Below are 18,436 nucleotides of genomic sequence, written 5' to 3' on the forward strand. Positions count from 1 at the left end.
CAGCAATGGCTAGGGAATCCCAGCATGTTGCCGCGCGCGGTTTGGAAATGGCCGGGCGCTTGCGCGGACCGAACCTGATTTTCTGGTCGATGGTGGTTGCGAGCCTGGCGCTTTCGGTCGGCTCGTTCTACACGACCTGGATCGGCATGCTGGAATTCGTGGGCAGCGACGTGATCGGCGTCCTGATCGCCTTCATCATCACGTTTGGCGTGCAATCCCTGCTCTATGCCATCAGTTGGGGCATTGCCCAGAACTGGCGCATTGGCCGTGGCCGGCTGATCGGCAGCGTGGTGATGTGGCTGATCTGCGCGTTCATCTCCGGCTTTTTCTCCTTTTATGGATTTTTCAACACCCAGGGCGGCCGGGACGAGTTGACCCGCCGCCTGCACGTCAACGCCGAAATTCAGGACGAGTTGAACGGCATTGCCGACCGCATGGCGGCCCGGATCGAGACGCTGCACGACCGCATGATCGAAAGCCGCGACTATCAGGATTGGATGCACAACGCCATCGAGGCGGTCATCACCGACTCGCGCAATCTGGAAGCGGTCATCTCCCGCGCTGCCAGGCAGGAATCGGAGCGGTTGCGGCGCCAGATCCAGGATAACACCCTCAAGATCGCCGATCTCCGCGATCGGGAAGCGCGCAGCAAGGCGACGCTGACGGCCCGCGACACCGATCTCGCCAACGCCACGGCCAATATTCGGGCCTGGACCGCGGATATCGACCGGTTGCAACAGACCAATCGCGATCTCGCCAACGAGATCAAGGCGCTGGAAGCCCAGCGCGCCCAGGAGGCCAAGACCGGCGAAGGGCCGCGATGGCGCCAGCTCGGCACCGATATCAATTCAGCCAGGGCCGCCATTTTGCGCACGGAGGCGGAATTGGCCGCCCGCCAGCAACAACTCGAACGCCGGCAGGCGGAGTTGGACAATCTGGAAGCCGTGCGTACGGCCGCCGGGCCGGAGGAGGTCATCAGCGGTCTTCGCCTGGACATCGGAAAACTGGAGGAGGAAAACACCACCCTCCAGGCCAAGATCGCGCGTCTCGAACCGCGCCGCTCGTTCGATGCCGACCGCGAAACCGCCAGCGTCGAAGCCACCCGCCGCAAGTTCGAAAACAAGGACTACAGCCAGTACGCCACCCTGGTGGACGGTTGCCTGCAACTGGAAAACATCATTCAGGCAAACCGCGCGTCCGGCGCCCGGGGCATCGACTGCCGCAGCCCGTTCGTTGCCCAAAGCCTCGACGAGTTGAAGCGCATGCAGGCGGAATTGGCGCAGTATCGCGGCCAATGCATCGACAACCAGCCCGCCATCGCCGACGACAAGGTCGATCCGCTGATCGAGTTCGCCAACGCCTGCCTGAAGTTCGAGCCCAATGGCGGCGCCCGCAACGACGCCTATAACGCCATGGCCAGTTTGAAATCCCGGCGCGGCGACCAGGCCAACCCCATCAGCACCGCCAAGGTCGCATTGTTGGAGGACCATCAGGCCAACGCCGTTCTGGCACTGCTGCTCGCGATCTTCGTCGACCTGTTGGTGTTGATCTGCGCCATTATCGGCCGGCATTCCGGCCAGTCCGAACGGGTCCGCGCCATCGACCTGCTGTTTGACCGGTCCCGCAAGGTCGATGACGATGGCATCGAGTATCTGGCCTCCATGCCCGAGAACCCGAACCAGCGCGAGATCATGCGCGAGTTGGTGAACATGCTCGTCCGCGAGAACCTGGCCGACTATCACGGCCACGATGGCGAGACCATCGCCCTGCGCTACGGCGCGCGCGAGCGATTGCTGCACGAACGCAACCGCGAAATGGGCGGAGTCGCCCGCCCGGTCCTCACGCCGGCGCCGGCAACCTCTGCGCCGCCGCCAGAGCCATCGAACGATCCGATGCCGGCAACGCCCATCCGGGTGCCGCGCGGGCGAATGCGGGGCGATTGACACCATGACGGTCAGCCGGATCGCGCGATGGGGCTTCGGTCTGCTGCTGGTGGCGATCGCACAGGCCGGCGCGCTCGGGGCGGCAGCCGCCCCCCCTCCACCGGCGCAACCGCCCTTCGGCGTGGTGCTCATCATCGATGCCGGCCTCTATCAGGGCGCACCGAGCGCGGCGGTGGCCGGCATGTTCGGCGACATCCGTCGCATGGCGCGCGAAGCCGGGAATGCGGAAATCGCCATCATCGCCTCCAATCGGGGCCGCACGCTGCTGCTGCTGCCGAACTCACAAGAGAGGCTGAACCTGACCGGCTATATTCGCTCCGAGCTTCGGCTGGATCAGCGCACCGGCCCGGCCTCTCCGGCCATGAATCTCAACGCCATTCGCGCCGAAATCCGGACGTTGATCGCGCGCTGGCGCCTTGGCGATCCGGTCGACCGGACCCGGGCCCGCCGCCGTGTCCTGGTGCGGGTGTTCGGGTTGAAATGGTATCTGGATGGCATGTCGTCGCCGTTCGCGGACCTTTATGCCTTCGAGTATCCGAACAGTTGCCTCGGCGACTATTTGTGGACGTATTCGGGTTGGCCGGATACCGCCGACCTCGACCTCGAATTTCGACCCCCGTCCGGCTTTGTCAGCCCGCCTCCGGGGGCGTTCACCGGTTTCGTCATCGCCCTTACGGGCAAACCCCTCCCGGGTCCGAACATCGTGTATCGGGGTTGGGCCGGGCCGGAATGCGAGACGGGCGCCCCGATCCCGGTTCCCGAAATCGCGTTCGACGACCCGGAACGGCCCGTATGCAGCGTGGGCATGCGCACCGCGCCGGCCGGCGAGACGGTACAGGCCTGCATCGCCGCGCCGGCATTGCCGGCCGTTGCCGCCAATCTGGTGCCGCGCCCCATCAATATCGTCACCGCCGACGGCGGCATCCTCGCAACCTCGGTGGCCTTGGCGGCCCCCGGTTCGACCAGCCACCGCGCCCGTGTGAAGGCCGACGGCATCCCGCTGACGCCCGGAGCCCCGCCCCGGCCGTTCGGCGCCGGCGTCGGTTCCTCCGTCCGGATCGAAACGCAGGTCGAGCCGACGGCGGGCTGCCGCCCCGGCCAGCCGCTGCAACTGACCGTCCAGGGCTTCGGCCCCAGCCGCAACGACCCGCCGCAAGACCGAACCCTGGCGGTCGCCGACATGCCCTGCATCGCCGTCGCCCTGCCCATGGGCGAAATCCGGGTGCGATGAGCCATGCGATGCCACCGCCCCCTTCTCGCTCTTCTGCTGGTGCTGATCGGCGGCCTGTTGGCCGGGCCGTCCGCCTGGAGCCAACAAGCGCCCCGCAGTGCGTCCGGGGCGCGGGTCTATATCCTTGATGCCTCGAACAGCATGAACGGCAGGGGCGACTACACCGGCGGAAAATCCCGCCTCGCCCGCGCGAAGGAAGTGCTACTGGAAGAATTGCAGAGCGTCGCGGCCCAAGGCGACCGCCGTCCGACGGCCGTCTATGTGTTCGGATCGGAAACCAGTTGGCCGCTCACCAGCCAGCGTGAAGGCTATCGCCGCCCGGCCGACTATCCCTACACCGGAGGGCTCTGCCAGGATATCGTCCGGCTCGACAATTTCGGCCTGGTCACGGGCAATTTCGTCCGCCGCATGCGCGGGACGCTGGCCTCGGTTCAGGCCAGCGGCATGACGCCGATCAACATTGCCCTGCAACGGGCCATGGCGGCGCTGATGCCGTATGGCGGCGGCGAAATCGTCCTGATTTCCGACTATGAAAGCCCGAATTGCCTGCCGCCCGGCGTGGACATGTGTGCGGACCTTCGGCGCTATGCGCTCGAACGGAAAATCGACCTCAACGCGATCAAGATCGGCATCTACCAGGTGCCGAAATCGAACCTCAGCAACGACCTGCGCGCCTGCCTGCAAGTGAACGAATACCCGGTCGCACCGGTCGGGACCGAGGGCGCGGGTGCGGTGCGGCAGCGCCAGCAGCGGGTGACGCTGGAGCTGGCCACGGTCTATGCCGAACGGCCCCTGAGCCCGACGCCTCCGGATACCGCGACCTTGACCTACACCGTCACCGACGCGACCACCGGAGCGGAGGTCGCGAGCGGCGCCATCGGCCCGGTGGAGGTGGAGCCCGGCCGCTACCAGATCACGATCCACCAGGGCCGCCATGCCTGGGAGCGAACGCTCGATGTCCGGCGCAGCCAGCGCGTGGAAATTCCGGTCGCCCCCGGCCGGGTCGAAGTGGAGGCCCGGGACTCCGCAACCGACCAGCCCCTCCGGCCGCCCGTGACGCTTCAGGTCTTCCGTCTGCAGAGCGGTCGGCCGGACCAACCGTTGGGCGACACGGTCCTGACCGGTGCCCGCCAAATCCTGGCCCTCGGCGACGGCCTGTTCAAACTCGTCGGCACGGCCCATGCCCAGACGGTGGAACAGACCGTCGAACTGGCCCTGGGCGATCGCAAGGCGGCGACGCTGCACTTCAACGGCCTGCCGCAGCGGCGCGAGGGCGACATCCGCGTGGTGATGCACGAGCCGACCATCGACACCGGGCGCTACCTCCCGCCCCTGATCGAACTGTCCCGAAACGGGCGTCCGGTTCGGGCGCTGCGGCCGGGCGCGAACCCGGTGGACCTCGCACCCGGCTCCTACGAGGTCGTCATCGGGAGCCGACCACCGCACACCCTGCCGCTCACGGTCGGGCGAACCGGAGACCGGTTCCAGGCCACCGTCGAGATCACGCCCGGCTGGTTCGACGCCCGCGCCGGACAGTCCGGCGTATTCGTCCTCTACGATCCCCTGGGCAACGCCATTGCCCAGTTCCGGGGCGACCGGGTGGCCCAAAGCCTGGCGGACGGTCGCTATCGGCTGGAATTCAAGGGCGGCGACCAATCCCGGTCGGAGGCCGAGTTCGACATCTCCACCGGGCATTACACCCCGGTGACGCTGCGTTGACCGCACGCCTCGATTCCAGCGCATCGCCGGTCCGCGGCTATGGGCTCAATTGATCGCGGCGAGGACGCGCCTATATCCGTGGCAGCGTTACCGTTTTCCCCGAAGGGAACCGCCATGCGATGGCGCGCGTGGATCAAGAAATGGACCCGGCGGTTCCTGCCCGTGGTGGTGTTGGGACTTGGGGTCGTCGCGTTTCTGGTGCTGGTCTCGACCAAGCCGGAACTGGCGCAGCGTGAGGTCACCGAAAAGGTCTGGCCCGTGCGCACGGTTGCCGGGACGGTCGAAACCCTCCAGCCAAAGCTGCGGTTTTTCGGCGAGATCGTCGCCGGGCGCGAGGTGGAGTTGCGGCCCCTCGTCAGCGGCAGCGTTATCGAAGTCGGCCCCGCCTTCCAGGACGGCGGCCGGGTGAGCAAGGGCGACCTGCTGGTGGCCATCGACCCGTTCGACTATGACGCGGCCGTGGCGGAGACCACCGCCGACCTGGCCGAGGCCCGTGCCCGCCTGCGCGAACTGGAAGCGGAAGGGCAGGCTGCCGCCGCCATGCTGGAGCAGGAAATCACCGCGGAGACCCTGCACGAACGCGACCTGAACCGGTTCAAGTCGTTGAATGCGCGCGGGGCCGCCTCGACCAAGGCGTTCGACGATGCCCGCATGGCGTTGCTGACCGCCTCGGAACAGGTGATCGAGCGCCGCTTCGCCATCGAGCGACTGGATGCCAGCCTGGCCCGCCAGCGCGCCGTCATCCAGAAGTTGCAGGTCAAGGCGGAACGGGCCGGCCGCGATCTGGAACAGACCCGCCTCACCGCCCCGTTTGCGGGCTATCTGACCGATATCGGCACCGAAGTCGGCAAGCGTCTGAGCCAGAACGACCGGGTCGCGCGCCTGATCGATTCCCGCCGGCTGGAGGTGCGGTTCACCGTCGGCATGCGCCAGTTCGGCGAACTGCTGCAAGGCGGCGACCTGATCGGCCGCACCGCCGAAGTGACCTGGCATTTGCGCGATCAGGCCCACCGCTACACCGCCACGGTCACCCGCACCGGATCGGAAATCGATGCCGCAAGCGGCGGCATTGCCGTGTTTGCGACGGTCGAGAGTGGCGAGAGCCTCGACCTGCTCCGCCCCGGCGCCTTTGTCGAAATCGCCCTGCCCGGCCCCCGCTACGAGGCCGTCACCCGCCTGCCGGAAACGGCCTGGTTTGACGGGCGCATCATGATCGTTGCCGACGGCCGGCTCCAGGCCCGCCCCGCCGATCTGGTGCGCCATCTGGGCAACGACATCCTGATCCGCAGCGATCTGAAAGGCGGAGAGGCCGTCCTGGTGACGCCCATTCCCGGCGCCGACACCGGCCTATCCGTGACCATTGTCGGCGAGGACGGCTGAATTGGCGGAACCCACACCCGCCGGTTCGGGCGGTATTCTCAGCTTTTTCGCCCGGCACCGGACCGCCGCCAATCTGGTGATGATCATCATGCTGCTGGCCGGCGGGATCGGGCTCGCGCGGATGAACACCCAGTTCTTCCCCAATTTCGGCATCGACATGGTGGTGACCACCGTGCAGTGGCCCGGCGCCAGTGCCGCCGACGTCGACGCCAACATCGTCCAACCCATCGACCGCGAGGTGCGGTTTCTCGACAGCGTCAAACGCGTGGTCTCGACCTCGCGAGAGGGCTCGGCCAGCGTGCTGGTGGAGTTCGTGCCCGGCACCGACATGCAATCGGCGCTCGCCAATGTCGAAACCGCCGTCGCCCAGGTCACCACCCTGCCGGAAGACAGCGAGACGCCGGAAATCCGCCGCATCGTCCGCTACGACACCATCGCCCGCCTGCTGCTGTCCGGCCCGGTCGGCGAAGCGGAGTTGAAGCGGATCGCCAAGCGTATCCGCGACCGGCTGATCCAGCGCGGCATCGACAAGGTCGACCTGTTCGGCGCGCGCGACGAGGAAATCCTGGTCGCGGTCGACCCGGAATCCCTGCGCGCGCTCGATCTGACGGCCGGCGACGTGGCGGCCCGCATCGGCGCGGCCAGCCAGGATTTGCCGTCCGGCGACACCGGCGGCACGGTCGAAAAGCAAATCCGCTCCATCGGCCTGAAAGAGACCGCCGAGGGCGTCGCCGGCATCGAGGTGGTCTCGCGCGCCAGCGGCGACAAGGTGGCGGTGGGCGACATCGCCCGGGTGAGCGAGTCGTTCGACGACGACGGCAACACTGCATGGTACCGGGGCAACCGGGCGATCAGCCTGCACGTGCAACGCGCCACCTCGGCCGACGCGCTGGCGACCGCGAAAATCCTGCACGACACCCTCGACGAGTTGCGGAGCGACCTGCCGCCCGGCGTGACGCTGACCGTGTTCGACGAGGCCGCCAGCCTGATCGAAAGCCGCATCCAGTTGCTGGTGAACAACGGCATTGGCGGCCTGGTGATCGTCGTGCTGGTGCTGTTCGTGTTCCTCAACACGCGGGTCGCGCTGTGGGTGGCCGCCGGCATCCCGACCGCCCTGTTCGGCGCCATGGGCGTCATGCTGCTGACCGGGCAGAGCATCAACATGGTCAGCCTGTTCGGCATGATCCTGGTGCTGGGCATCGTCGTCGACGACGCCATCGTCGTCGGCGAACATGCGGAGATGCAGCGCGGCCGCGGCCTCGACGGCCTGAGCGCGGCCGAACTGGGCGCGCAGCGAATGGCGGCGCCGGTGCTGGCCTCGATCCTGACCACCATCGCCGCCTTCCTGCCGATGTTCGTCATCGGCGACATCATCGGCACCATCATTCGCGCCATCCCGATGGTGGTGGTCGCCGCCCTCGTCTGTTCGATGATCGAGTGTTTTTTCGTGCTGCCGGGGCATTTGCGCCACGCGCTGGCCGGCAATCCCGCCACCATGCTGCCGGTGCGGGCCAAGTTCAACCGGGCGTTCGACGCCTTCCGCGACGGGTGGTTCCGCCGGCTGGTGCGCCTGGGGCTCGCGCAGCGCTACACCACGCTCGCCCTGGCCCTGGCCTTGCTGGTCGCCTCGGTCGGCCTGATCGCCGGCGGGCGGGTCGGCTTCACCTTCTTCCCGACCCCCGAGGTCGACGTGGTCTACGGCAACATGAAGCTGGTGCCCGGCTCCAGCCGCGAGGCGGTGCGCGACGGCCTGCTGAAGATCGAGGCGGCCGCCTACGAGGCCGCGGCCGAACTCTCGCCCGACCGGCCGCTGATCCACACCAGCGCGGCCTTCGTCGGCACGCATCTGGGGGCGGACGGTCCGGGCGGCGTCGCCCAGGGCCAGACCTATGGCTCGGTCTTCCTGCAATTGATCCCGTCGGAAGAGCGCGACATCCGCACGCCGCAATTCGTCGCCGCCTGGAAGCGGCATCTGCCGCCCGTGGCCGACATGGAAAGCCTGACCTTCCCGCCGGTCGGCGCCGGCCCGCCGGGACGGGAGATCGACATCCGCCTGTTCGACGGCGAGCCGGCGGTGCTGAAGCGGGCGGCGGACGAGGTGCTGGCGCTGGTTCAATCCTTCCCCGGCGTGTCCGACCTGGAGGACAGCCTGCCCTATGGCAAGCAGGAGCTGGTGATCCGCCTGACGCCGGCAGGCCGCGCCCTGGGCTTCACCACCCAGAGCGTCGGCCGCCAGGTGCGCGACGCGTTCGAGGGCGCCATCGCCAAGCGATTCGCCCGCGACGACGAGGAGGTGAAGGTAAGGGTGCGGCTGGACGCCGACGCGCTCGCCAACCGTCCGCTGGAAGACGTGTACCTGCGCGGGCCGACCGGCGCGGAGGTTCCGCTCGGCGAGGTGGTCAGCACCGAATCCCAGCGCGGATTCGCCACCATCCGCCGCGAGGACGGCTTCCGCGAAGTGGCCGTGGCCGGCGAAATCGACGAGACCGCCACCACCAGCCAGGCCCTGCTGACGGCGCTGGAGCCCGGCATCGCGCAGATCGCCAAGAAATTCGGCCTGCAATACCGGTTCGCCGGCAAGGCGGAGGAGCAGGCCCAGACCTTCGGCGACATGAAAATCGGCGCGATCACGGGCCTGGCGCTGATCTATATCGTGCTGGCCTGGGTGTTCGGCAGCTATTGGTTGCCGCTGGCGGTGATGGCGATCATTCCGTTCGGGATGATCGGTGTCAGCCTGGGGCATTTCCTGCTGGGCTATGACCTGACCTTCCTCTCCATGGTCGGCATGCTGGGGCTTTCGGGAATTTTGGTGAACGACTCGATTGTGCTAATTTCAACCATTCATCGCCGCCGGCAATCCGGCATGGCTTTGCTGGACGCGATCGAGCAAGGGACGTGCGAACGGTTGCGGGCGGTGCTGCTGACCTCTCTCACTACCATTGGTGGCCTGACGCCTTTGATGTTCGAAACCAGCACCCAAGCGCAATTCCTGATCCCGATGGCCATCACCATCGTCTTTGGCCTCGGCATCGCCACGCTGCTGGTGCTGGTGTTGGTGCCGGCCCTGGTGGCCGTCGGCGCCGATATCGGCCGGCTGGCCGCCGCCGTCACGGGACGGTCGCGGCCGGCGGAACCGCCGCCTGCCACCCCGACACCCCGGGTGCGGCCGACATGAGCGAAGAAGGCCTGCGCCACACCATCGCCGACTGGATCATGGAAGCGGCACTCGGCGGAACCGACATGTCGCAGCTGGTGGAGGGCACCGCCAACCATCTGCTGGGCATCGGCGTGCCGCTGGCCCGCACCCACGTGACCTTCCGCACCCTGCACCCGGCGTTCGAGTCGGTGTCGCTGATCTGGCGGCGGGGCCAGAGCGTCTCGGCCCAGGAATTCGTCCACGGCCTGGGCACGACCGATTCCTGGAAGCGCAGCCCGTTCGCCTACATGATCGAGCACAAGTTGCGCCAGGTGCGTCGCCCCCTGGTGGGCGACAGCGCGTTGCTGGACTTCCCCGTGCTGGAGGATCTGCTGGCCGAGGGCTTCACCGACTACTTCGCCATGGTCATTCCCTTCGACACCAACGGGCAAGGCCTGCTCGGCAACCGCCCGGACGGCATCGCCACCTCATGGGTGACCGACCGGGTGGGCGGATTCTCCGACAGCCATATCGGCGCGCTCCAGAACGCCGTGCCTCGCCTCGCCGTCGTCTGCAAGCTGGTCATTCGCGAGCAGATCTCCCGCAATGTCGCCGACACCTATCTGGGCAAAAGCGCCGGGCGTCAGGTGCTGGGCGGGCATATCCGGCTCGGCGATTACGAGACGTTCGACGCCGTCGCCTGGTTTGCCGACCTGCGCGATTCCACCGGCCGCATCGAACGCCTGGGGATCAAGCGTTACCTGGCACTGCTGAACGGCTTTCTCGAATGCACCGCCGGCGCGGCCATGGCCCATGGCGGCGAAATCCTGGCCTATCCGGGCGACGGCGTGCTGGCGATTTTCCACGACCCGGACCCGACGGTCGCGGCCGATACCGCCTTGACCGCCGCGGCGGAAGCCCGGCGCCGGCTGCACGACGTGAACGCCAACCTGAGCGCACTCGGACAGGAAACCCTCGAATGCGGCCTGGCCCTGCATCGGGGCGAACTCGCCTTCGGCAATATCGGAACCGGCGGCCGCCAGGCTTTCACCGTCATCGGGCCGACCATCAACGTCGTCAATCGCCTGGAAGAGATGAGCAAACACGTTCCTTGCCCGGTCCTGCTCTCCGGTGCGGTTGCCGAATGGCTGCCGGAAAGCGCGCTCCAACTGGAGCCGCTCGGTTCCCACCACATTCGCGGCAGCGAGCATCCGCTGGCGGTGTTCGGAGCAAGGGACAATGTGCTGCTGCCCTACAAGGCCCCGCCGGGCTATACCGAAACCGTGCTGCCCTCAGCGGCGGCCCTGCTGACCCCGGCCTGAACCGCCTGCCCGCTCCGACAAGAGGAACCGCCCCATGATTTCGCTCACCGGTCAGAAAATCTTCATCACCGGGGCCGGTTCCGGCATCGGTGCCGCGGCAGCCAGGACGCTGGCCGAAGCGGGCGCACTCGTCATCGTGAGCGACGTCAATGCCGACGGCGCAACCGCCACCGTCGAGGCCATTCGCGCCGCCGGCGGCCAGGGCGAGCCGCGGGTGCTGGATGTGTGCGACCCCGCCGCCATTCTCGCCACCGCCGAGGCGGTGACCGCCGACCATGGCGCCATGGATGCGGTGGTGAATGTCGCCGGCTGGGACCGCGGCCAGCCCTTCATGGAGAACGCGCCCGACTTCATCGAGAAGATCGTGCAACTCAACTATCTGGGCCAGGTGCGGGTGTGCCAGGCCTTCCTGAAGCCGATGATCGCGGCCGGCCGCGGCACGGTCGTCAACATCGCCAGCGACGCCGGCCGGGTCGGCAGCATGGGCGAGACCGTCTATGCCGGCGCCAAGGGCGGCGTCATCGCCTTCACCAAGTCGCTGGCGCGCGAGATGGCCCGCCACGGCATCACCGTCAACTGCGTCGCCCCCGGCCCGACCGAGACGCCGCTGCTCGCCGACATGCCGGAAGGCTTGCAGGACGCCCTGAAGCGGGCGATCCCGCTGCGCCGCCTCGGCCAGCCGCAGGACATCGCCAACGCCATCCTGTTCTTCGCCAGCAACCGGGCCAGCTACATCACCGGCCAGGTGTTGAGCGTCTCCGGCGGCCTGACGATGAACGGCTAGACGCCCGCAATCCCGAGCGGTCCCCGCGGCGCACGGCGCCATCCGGGGCCGCTCGCCGCCAGTCCCGTTAGCACACCGGCCCCGTTAGCACCGGCCCCGGCTCGCAACTCCGCTCCGGCCGGGGAATTCATATCATGCGATTTCGCCGCCCTTCCGTTCTCACCATAGTCTTCAGCCTGATCGCCATCGCCGCCATGGTGAGCCTCGGCGTCTGGCAGTTGGAACGGCGCGAGTGGAAGAACAGCCTGCTGGCCGCCATCGCCGAGCGCATGACGCAATTGCCGACGGCCATGCCGACCGCGCCCGGCCCCGACTGGCAGTTCCGGCATGTGACGGTGGAGGGGGCGGTGGTCGGCGGCCAGTGGTTCCGCTTCCCCGGCCACAGCCGCAACAGCCAGGTCGGCGACCTGCTGATGCTGCTGCTCCGCCGACCGGACGGCAAGCTGGTCGCGGTCGAGCATGGCTGGGTGCCGTTCGACGCCCCGGCCCCGCCCCTGCCCCTGGTCCTGGCCGTGGAGGGCATTCTGCGCGAGCCGGAAAAGCCGGGCTGGTTCACGCCCGCCAACGACCCCGCCGGCAATGCCTGGTATGCGGTCGATCCTGCCGCCATGGCCACCGCCGCGGGCCTTCCTCCGGCCGACGTGCTGCCGCTTTATCTGAAGCCCCGGGACTGGCAACCGCATTTGCCGAACGACCATCTGCAATACGCCATCACCTGGTTCTCGCTGGCCGGCGTGTTCGTCATCATCTTCATCCTGTTCCATCGGCGGAGGCCGGGCCGCGCATGACCCCCTACGACACTCTCACCCACGCCTTTGCCCGCACCGCCAAGCTGAACACCGCCGCGCGCAAGCTCGGCTGGGACCAGCGGGTGATGATGCCGCCGGGCGGTGCCGCCGACCGGGGCGAGGAACTGGCCACGCTGGCCGCCCTCGCCCACGAGATCGAGGCCGCGCCACGGGTGGCCGACGCCCTGGCGGCTGTCGACGAAGGCGCGCTGGAGCCCTGGCAGGCCGCGAATGTGCGCGAGATGCGCCGCCGCCACGCCCACGCCGCCGCGGTGCCCTCCGCCCTGGTCGAGGCCGGCGAGACCGCCGCCGCCCGCTGCGAGATCGCCTGGCGCGAGGCGCGCCGCAGCGGCGACTTCGCGGCCCTGCTGCCGCTCTGGCGCCCGGTCGTCGCGACCATGCGCGAGAAGGCCGCCGCCAAGGCGGAGGCGCTGGGCGTTTCGCCCTATGACGCGCTCATGGACCCCTACGACCCCGGCCGTCGCTCCGCCCAGGTGCAAAGCCTGTTCGACGACCTGGAGCCCTTCCTCCGCGATGCCCTGCCCAGGGTGCTGGAGCGCCAGGCCCGCGAACCCGCGCCGCGCTTGCCGCCCGGCCCGTTCCCGGCGGAGAAGCAACGCGAACTCGGCCGCCGCCTGATGGCCGCGGTCGGCTATGATTTCCGGCATGGCCGCCTCGACGATACCATCCACCCGTTCTCGACCGGCTCCCGCGACGACGCCCGCGTCACCGCCCGCTGGGACGAGGCCGACTTCACCTCCGGCCTGATGGCGGTGCTGCATGAGACCGGGCACGCGCTCTACACCCGCGGCAAGAACCGCGACTGGGGCTGGCAGCCGGTCGCCTCGCACCGCGGCATGACCCTGCACGAAAGCCAGTCGCTCTGCCTGGAAATGCAGGTCGGTCGCTCCCGCGCCTTTACCGGCGTCTGGGCACCGATGGCGCGCGAGGTGTTCAGCGGCGACGGCCCGCTCTGGGATGCCGACAACCTCTACCGCTGGGCGACGCGGGTGGAGCCGGGCTTCATCCGGGTCGATGCCGACGCGGTCACCTACCCGCTGCATATCATCCTGCGCTTCCGCCTGGAGCAGCACCTGGTCGACGGCTCGCTGGACCCGGCGGACGTGCCGGAGGCCTGGAATGCGGAGATGCAGCGCCTGCTGGGCGTCACGCCGCCGAACCTTTCGCTCGGCTGCCTGCAGGACATGCACTGGTACGACGGCGCGTTCGGCTATTTCCCCACCTACAGCCTGGGCGCCATGGCGGCCGCGCAACTGTTCCAGGCAGCGGAAAAGGCCGAACCCGGCCTGCACGACGCCCTCGCCAAGGGCGATGCCGGGCCGGTCGTCGCCTGGATGCGTGCCCATGTGCATGCGGTCGGCTGCCTCTACGAGCCGGACGAACTGCTTGCCACGGCCACCGGCAGCCCGCTCTCGGTCGACGCCTTCAAACGGCATATCCGGACGCGCTACCTGGACGGCGCTTGATCCCGCTACAGAAAAATCCAACATATATGCAGTTGAGCGGGACGGATTGCACCAGCGTTTGGGAGCGTATTGTATGCCTGTAACCTTAAACAGACGTGGCGTTCTTTGGGGCGTGCTCGGCTCTGGCTTCTTGCTAGCCGGCTGTGTCCCGGATCGCAGATACAACCGCTATCCGGTCCACGACTATCGGGACTATCCGCCGCCGAACTATGTCTGGATCTACACCCGCCCCTTGCCGCACGAGAACACGCGCGACCGCTACCGCAGGGAATTGCGCCTGCGCGACGAGGCCCGCCGGGATTCCGAGCGCCGCGAGCAGCAAAGGCGGGAATTGGAGCGGCGGCGGCAGGCCGATCGCGACCGGTACACACAGTCGCAACGCGACCGGCAACGGCGCGAGGAGGAAGAGCGACGCCGATCCCGCGACCGCTATGATCGCACCGACCGCAATCGCGTCCAGCGCCGGCCGATCGACGAGGACGACCCCGACCAGCGCTACAACCGGCAGCAAGAGTTCCGCGACCAAAATCAGGACCGAAACCGCCAGCGGGACTATGACGGCCGTCGCGACCAGCGCCGGCGGGATAACCAGGACGACGATGACGACCGCCGTCGCTATCGGGAGTCCCGCTGACAGCGGCCCGGGCCAGGCTTGACCCTCAAGCTTGGCCGACCGCTCCCGCCCTGCGCGCCGGGGAGCATTGTTCGTTACCGGGCCCGGTGATGCCCGCCATGGTGACCGCCCCCAAAGCCGCCATGATGGCCTCCATAGTGACCGCCATGGTGGCCCCCCTCATGGTGGTCAAACCCTCCATGGTGATTGTAATAACCATGATGGTCGCCATGGTGATACCGATGGTGGTCATGATGGTAATAACCGTGGTGATCACCATAATAGTAGTAATGGTCGTCCCCGTACCAACCATCCCAACCGGCGCCCTCGTCGAACCGGCCCCAGTCGTGAACGTAGGTGGTTCGGCACGATGACAGAGCCATTCCGATGAACAATACCGATAACACCCCTCTGATCCGGCCGGACATTTTGAACACAGACACTCTCCTTTCAGACCCATAGGCGTTCGGCTGCGGCACCCTTTCGGGCCCGACCTTATATTCGCTACCATGATAACGCAATCGCCCTTGCAAAGGCACTGCCGGCGGAAGTCCCGACGTCCCCGCGACCCCGCGGCACGCTCGACAGCGACGCCGCCGCACGGCATATCCACACGCCAAACGGTGCCGGATCGTTTCCCGTCGCCGCGCGCGCAACCCTGCCGCCGGCATCCGACGACCACCGCGCCAACACCAGGGCCGCCATCGCCCGGCCCGCAACCGGAAATGCGTTGATGCCCATGCGCTATATCTCGACCCGCGGCCAGGCGCCGAGCCTGGGCTTTGCCGATGTCACCCTCGCCGGCCTCGCCAGCGACGGCGGCCTCTATGTGCCGGAGTCCTGGCCCCGGGTTTCGGCCGAGACCCAGCGCGTCTGGCGCAATCTCTCCTATCCCGACCTGGCCGTCGAACTGATGCGCCCCTTCCTGGGCGGCGAGATTTCGGATGCCGCCTTCGCGCGCATGGTCCACGAGGCCTACGCCACGTTCGAGCACCCGGCCGTCGCACCGCTGCACCAGCTCGACGCCAATCTCTGGCTGCAAGAGCTGTTTCACGGGCCCACCCTGGCGTTCAAGGATGTGGCGCTGCAACTGCTGGGCCGCCTGTTCGACCACATCCTGGCCGAGCGCGGCCGGCGCATCACCATTGTCGGCGCCACCTCCGGCGACACCGGCTCCGCCGCCATCGAGGCCTGCCGCGACCGCGACGCCATCGACATTTTCATCCTGTTCCCCCAGGGCCGCGTCTCGCCGGTACAGCAGCGCCAGATGACGACGGTTGCCAGCGGCAATGTCCATTGCATCGCCGTCGACGGCACGTTCGACGACTGCCAGGACCTGGTGAAAGCGCTGTTCGCCGACACGGGCTTCCGCGACGAGGTCAACCTGTCGGCCGTCAACTCGATCAACTGGGCCCGCGTCATGGCCCAGACGGTCTATTACGCCTTCGCCGCCCTGCAACTGGGCGCGCCGGACCGGAGCATCGACGTCGCCGTGCCCACCGGCAATTTCGGCAACATTTTCGCCGCCTATGGCGTGAAACAGATGGGCTTCCCCATCGAACGCCTGATCGTCGGCTCGAACCGGAACGACATTCTGACCCGCTTCTTCCAGGCCGACGACATGAGCCTGCGCGCGGTCGAGCCCAGCCTGTCGCCGTCCATGGACATCCAGGTTTCGTCGAACGTGGAGCGCCTGTTGTTCGACCTCTACGACCGCGACGGCCGCGCCACGGCGGAGGCACTGGCAGAACTGCGCGCCAATGGCCGCCTGGCGCTGGGCGAGAACCGCCACGCCGCCGCCAAGGCCACGTTCAGCGCCGCCAGCTTCGATGACGCGGCGACGCTGGCCGGCATCGCCCGCTGGCGCCAGCAGGCGGGCTACACGCTCGACCCGCACTCCGCCGTCGGCGTGCTCGCGGCCGAGGCCTGCGCCCCCGAGCGACCGCGCCCGCTCGTGGTCGGCGCCACCGCCCACCCGGCCAAATTCCCGGACGCGGTGGAGCGGGCCACCGGCCAGCGCCCGCCCCTGCCCGACCGCCTCGCCGACCTGTTCGAGCGGCCGGAGCGGCTCACGGACCTGCCCAACGACCTGGGCGCGTTGCAGACCCTGGTGCGCGAACGCCGCCGCGGCTGAACCCCGTTACCGACCACGCCAGCAGCGTTCCCCCTGCAAGCGTTGCCTTTTCTTTCGGCGCCAACCCGTTTTAGGGTAACGCCCGCGGCGCATTCCGGCCGCCGGAGGAACTGGGCGCATGACCGCTGACCAGGCGATCCTGTTCGCGATTCTCGGCATCGTCTTCGGCTTGTTGATCTGGGGACGGTGGCGGTACGACGTGGTCGCGTTCGGCGCACTCGTCGCGTGCCTGCTGCTGGGCGTGGTGCCGGTGGAGGATGCCTTCACCGGCTTCGGCCATCCCGCCACCGTGATTATCGGCCTGGTGCTGATCGTCAGCGCCGGCCTCTCCACCTCCGGCGCCGTCGAATTGCTGGCGCACTGGACCGTCCGCAGCGGCCGGGCGCTGTTCGCGCATATCGGCATCATGGCGGCGTTGTCGGCGGTGCTGTCGGCGGTGATGAACAATGTCGCCGCCCTCGCCCTGCTGATGCCGGTGGATTTGCAGGCGGCCAAGGCGGCGAAGCGCAGCCCGGCGCTGTCGCTGATGCCGCTGTCGTTCGCCTCGATCCTGGGCGGCATGGTCACGCTGATCGGCACGCCGCCGAACATCGTCGTCGCCGCCTATCGCGGCGAGGCGCTCGGCGAGAGCTTCGGCATGTTCGCCTTCACTCCGGTCGGCCTGTCGCTGGCGGTGATCGGCGTCGTCTACGTCGCCCTGATCGGCTGGCGACTGATCCCGAAGAGCGCCGGCACCAACGGCGACACCACCTCGCTGCTCCAGGTCCGCGACTATGTCGCCGAATTGCAGGTGCCGGAGGAAGCGGACAGCATCGGCCTCACCTGGGCGGAGGTGCGCGACGTGGTGGAAGAGGCCGACGGTCAGGTGCTGGGCCTGATCCGTGGCGGCAGCCGCGTGCCGATCTTCGCCAACTACACCCGGCTGGAGGCCGGCGACCACCTGACGATCCAGGCCGGCCCGGAGGAGTTGGACACCATCGCCGGCAAGCTGGGCCTGGTCTATCCGGAAGACTGGGCCGAGAAGGACCTGCTGGACGAGGGCGCACAACAACTGGCGGAAGTGGTGTTGCCGCAGGATGCGCCGGTGATCGGCCAGAATGCGGCCTCGCTGAATCTGGGTGCGCTGACCGGCATCCGCCTGCTGGGCCTCTCCCGCCAGGGCCAGCGCGTGCGCGAACGGGTGCGCCAGGTGCGGTTGCAGGGCGGCGACGTGCTGTTGCTGCTGGGCCCGACCAAGACCCTGCCGGACGCCATTACGCGGCTCGGCGCGCTGCAACTGGCCGAGCGCGGCCTGCAGGTGGTGCGGCGCGAAAAGGCCGGGCTCGCCGTGGCGCTGTTCGCCGCCGCCATCCTCGCCGCCAGCCTGGGCCTGGTCTATCTGCCGGTGGCGCTGGCCGCAGTGGTCGTCGCCTATATCGCCTTCGGCATCGTGCCGCCGGCCAGGGTCTACACCTCGGTCGAATGGCCGGTGATCGTCCTGCTCGCCTCCATGATCCCCATTGGCGTCGCGCTGGAGGAAAGCGGCGGCACCGCGCTGATCGCCGACGGCATCGTCTCGCTGACCACCGGCCAGCCCGGCTGGGTGGTGCTGACCCTGCTGATGGCAGTGACGATGACGCTCTCGGACGTGATGAACAACACCGCCACCGCGGTGATCGCAGCACCGGTGGCGGTGGAGGTGGCAAGCCGGCTGGACGCGAACCCCGACCCGTTCCTGATGGCGGTGGCCGTCGCTTCCTCCTGCGCCTTCCTCACGCCCATCGGCCACAAGAACAACCTGCTGATCCTCGGGCCCGGCGGCTATCGCTTCGGCGACTACTGGCGCATGGGCCTGCCGCTGGAACTGTTGATCGTCGCCGCCGGCGTGCCGCTGCTGCTGCTGTTCTGGCCGCTGTAGGC

Annotated in this window: 13 protein-coding genes; 12 read left to right on the top strand and 1 reads right to left on the bottom strand. The window is 68.1% G+C overall.

Annotated features, from left to right (window positions below):
- The first annotated feature begins 5 nt into the window (after positions 1 to 5).
- From H6844_15335 to H6844_15380, 10 genes are all read left to right on the top strand, one after another.
- Complete coding sequence (locus tag H6844_15335; protein MCB9930774.1) at positions 6 to 1,943, top strand: hypothetical protein; 1,938 nt, start codon at positions 6 to 8, stop codon at positions 1,941 to 1,943.
- Between the two features lie 4 nt (positions 1,944 to 1,947).
- Positions 1,948 to 3,174, top strand: a complete 1,227-nt coding sequence (locus H6844_15340; protein ID MCB9930775.1) for a hypothetical protein — start codon at positions 1,948 to 1,950, stop codon at positions 3,172 to 3,174.
- Positions 3,175 to 3,177: 3 nt separating this feature from the next.
- Positions 3,178 to 4,893: a hypothetical protein gene (locus H6844_15345; protein ID MCB9930776.1), complete on the top strand. Its 1,716-nt coding sequence runs from the start codon at positions 3,178 to 3,180 to the stop codon at positions 4,891 to 4,893.
- 114 nt (positions 4,894 to 5,007) lie between these two features.
- Positions 5,008 to 6,273, top strand: coding sequence for an HlyD family efflux transporter periplasmic adaptor subunit (locus H6844_15350; GenBank protein MCB9930777.1), 1,266 nt, complete (start codon positions 5,008 to 5,010; stop codon positions 6,271 to 6,273).
- Between the two features lies 1 nt (position 6,274).
- On the top strand, positions 6,275 to 9,448 hold the full coding sequence (locus tag H6844_15355) for an efflux RND transporter permease subunit (GenBank protein MCB9930778.1): 3,174 nt from the start codon (positions 6,275 to 6,277) through the stop codon (positions 9,446 to 9,448).
- Positions 9,445 to 10,731: an adenylate/guanylate cyclase domain-containing protein gene (locus H6844_15360; GenBank protein ID MCB9930779.1), complete on the top strand. Its 1,287-nt coding sequence runs from the start codon at positions 9,445 to 9,447 to the stop codon at positions 10,729 to 10,731. Before H6844_15355 ends, H6844_15360 begins: the two co-directional genes overlap by 4 nt.
- Positions 10,732 to 10,765: 34 nt before the next feature.
- On the top strand, positions 10,766 to 11,515 hold the full coding sequence (locus tag H6844_15365; protein MCB9930780.1) for an SDR family oxidoreductase: 750 nt from the start codon (positions 10,766 to 10,768) through the stop codon (positions 11,513 to 11,515).
- Between the two features lie 134 nt (positions 11,516 to 11,649).
- Entirely contained in the window at positions 11,650 to 12,303 is a 654-nt protein-coding gene (locus tag H6844_15370) for an SURF1 family protein (protein MCB9930781.1), read from the top strand.
- Positions 12,300 to 13,790 (top strand): carboxypeptidase M32, encoded by a 1,491-nt coding sequence (locus H6844_15375; GenBank protein ID MCB9930782.1) that lies wholly within the window; start codon positions 12,300 to 12,302, stop codon positions 13,788 to 13,790. The genes H6844_15370 and H6844_15375 overlap by 4 nt, the downstream gene beginning before the upstream one ends.
- 130 nt (positions 13,791 to 13,920) lie before the next feature.
- The gene (locus H6844_15380; GenBank protein MCB9930783.1) at positions 13,921 to 14,424 is read left to right on the top strand and encodes a hypothetical protein; all 504 of its coding nucleotides are present in this window, start codon (positions 13,921 to 13,923) and stop codon (positions 14,422 to 14,424) included.
- A 25-nt stretch (positions 14,425 to 14,449) separates the two neighbouring features.
- Here the strand turns inward: H6844_15380 and H6844_15385 are convergent, their stop codons facing one another.
- Positions 14,450 to 14,683 carry a hypothetical protein gene (locus H6844_15385; protein MCB9930784.1) on the bottom strand — a complete coding sequence of 78 codons (234 nt, stop codon included), beginning with the start codon at positions 14,681 to 14,683 and terminating at the stop codon, positions 14,450 to 14,452.
- Between the two features lie 459 nt (positions 14,684 to 15,142).
- On the opposite strand from H6844_15385, the gene H6844_15390 reads away from it, so the two are divergent.
- Positions 15,143 to 16,537 (top strand): threonine synthase, encoded by a 1,395-nt coding sequence (locus H6844_15390; protein ID MCB9930785.1) that lies wholly within the window; start codon positions 15,143 to 15,145, stop codon positions 16,535 to 16,537.
- Between the two features lie 118 nt (positions 16,538 to 16,655).
- Positions 16,656 to 18,434, top strand: a complete 1,779-nt coding sequence (locus H6844_15395) for an SLC13 family permease (protein MCB9930786.1) — start codon at positions 16,656 to 16,658, stop codon at positions 18,432 to 18,434.
- The last annotated feature ends 2 nt before the right edge of the window (positions 18,435 to 18,436 follow it).

It is taken from the genome of Alphaproteobacteria bacterium (genome assembly GCA_020638555.1).
Classification (GTDB): domain Bacteria; phylum Pseudomonadota; class Alphaproteobacteria; order Bin95; family Bin95; genus JACKII01.

What these genes read in the sequence shown, in the direction of transcription:
- H6844_15335 (MCB9930774.1), top strand. Translation starts at nt 6, where the DNA reads ATGGCTAGGGAATCCCAGCATGTTGCCGCGCGCGGTTTGGAAATGGCC.
- H6844_15340 (MCB9930775.1), top strand. Translation starts at nt 1,948, where the DNA reads ATGACGGTCAGCCGGATCGCGCGATGGGGCTTCGGTCTGCTGCTGGTG.
- H6844_15345 (MCB9930776.1), top strand. Translation starts at nt 3,178, where the DNA reads ATGCGATGCCACCGCCCCCTTCTCGCTCTTCTGCTGGTGCTGATCGGC.
- H6844_15350 (MCB9930777.1), top strand. Translation starts at nt 5,008, where the DNA reads ATGCGATGGCGCGCGTGGATCAAGAAATGGACCCGGCGGTTCCTGCCC.
- H6844_15360 (MCB9930779.1), top strand. Translation starts at nt 9,445, where the DNA reads ATGAGCGAAGAAGGCCTGCGCCACACCATCGCCGACTGGATCATGGAA.
- H6844_15365 (MCB9930780.1), top strand. Translation starts at nt 10,766, where the DNA reads ATGATTTCGCTCACCGGTCAGAAAATCTTCATCACCGGGGCCGGTTCC.
- H6844_15370 (MCB9930781.1), top strand. Translation starts at nt 11,650, where the DNA reads ATGCGATTTCGCCGCCCTTCCGTTCTCACCATAGTCTTCAGCCTGATC.
- H6844_15375 (MCB9930782.1), top strand. Translation starts at nt 12,300, where the DNA reads ATGACCCCCTACGACACTCTCACCCACGCCTTTGCCCGCACCGCCAAG.
- H6844_15385 (MCB9930784.1), bottom strand. Translation starts at nt 14,683, where the DNA reads ATGGTGATCACCACGGTTATTACCATCATGACCACCATCGGTATCACC.
- H6844_15390 (MCB9930785.1), top strand. Translation starts at nt 15,143, where the DNA reads ATGCGCTATATCTCGACCCGCGGCCAGGCGCCGAGCCTGGGCTTTGCC.
- H6844_15395 (MCB9930786.1), top strand. Translation starts at nt 16,656, where the DNA reads ATGACCGCTGACCAGGCGATCCTGTTCGCGATTCTCGGCATCGTCTTC.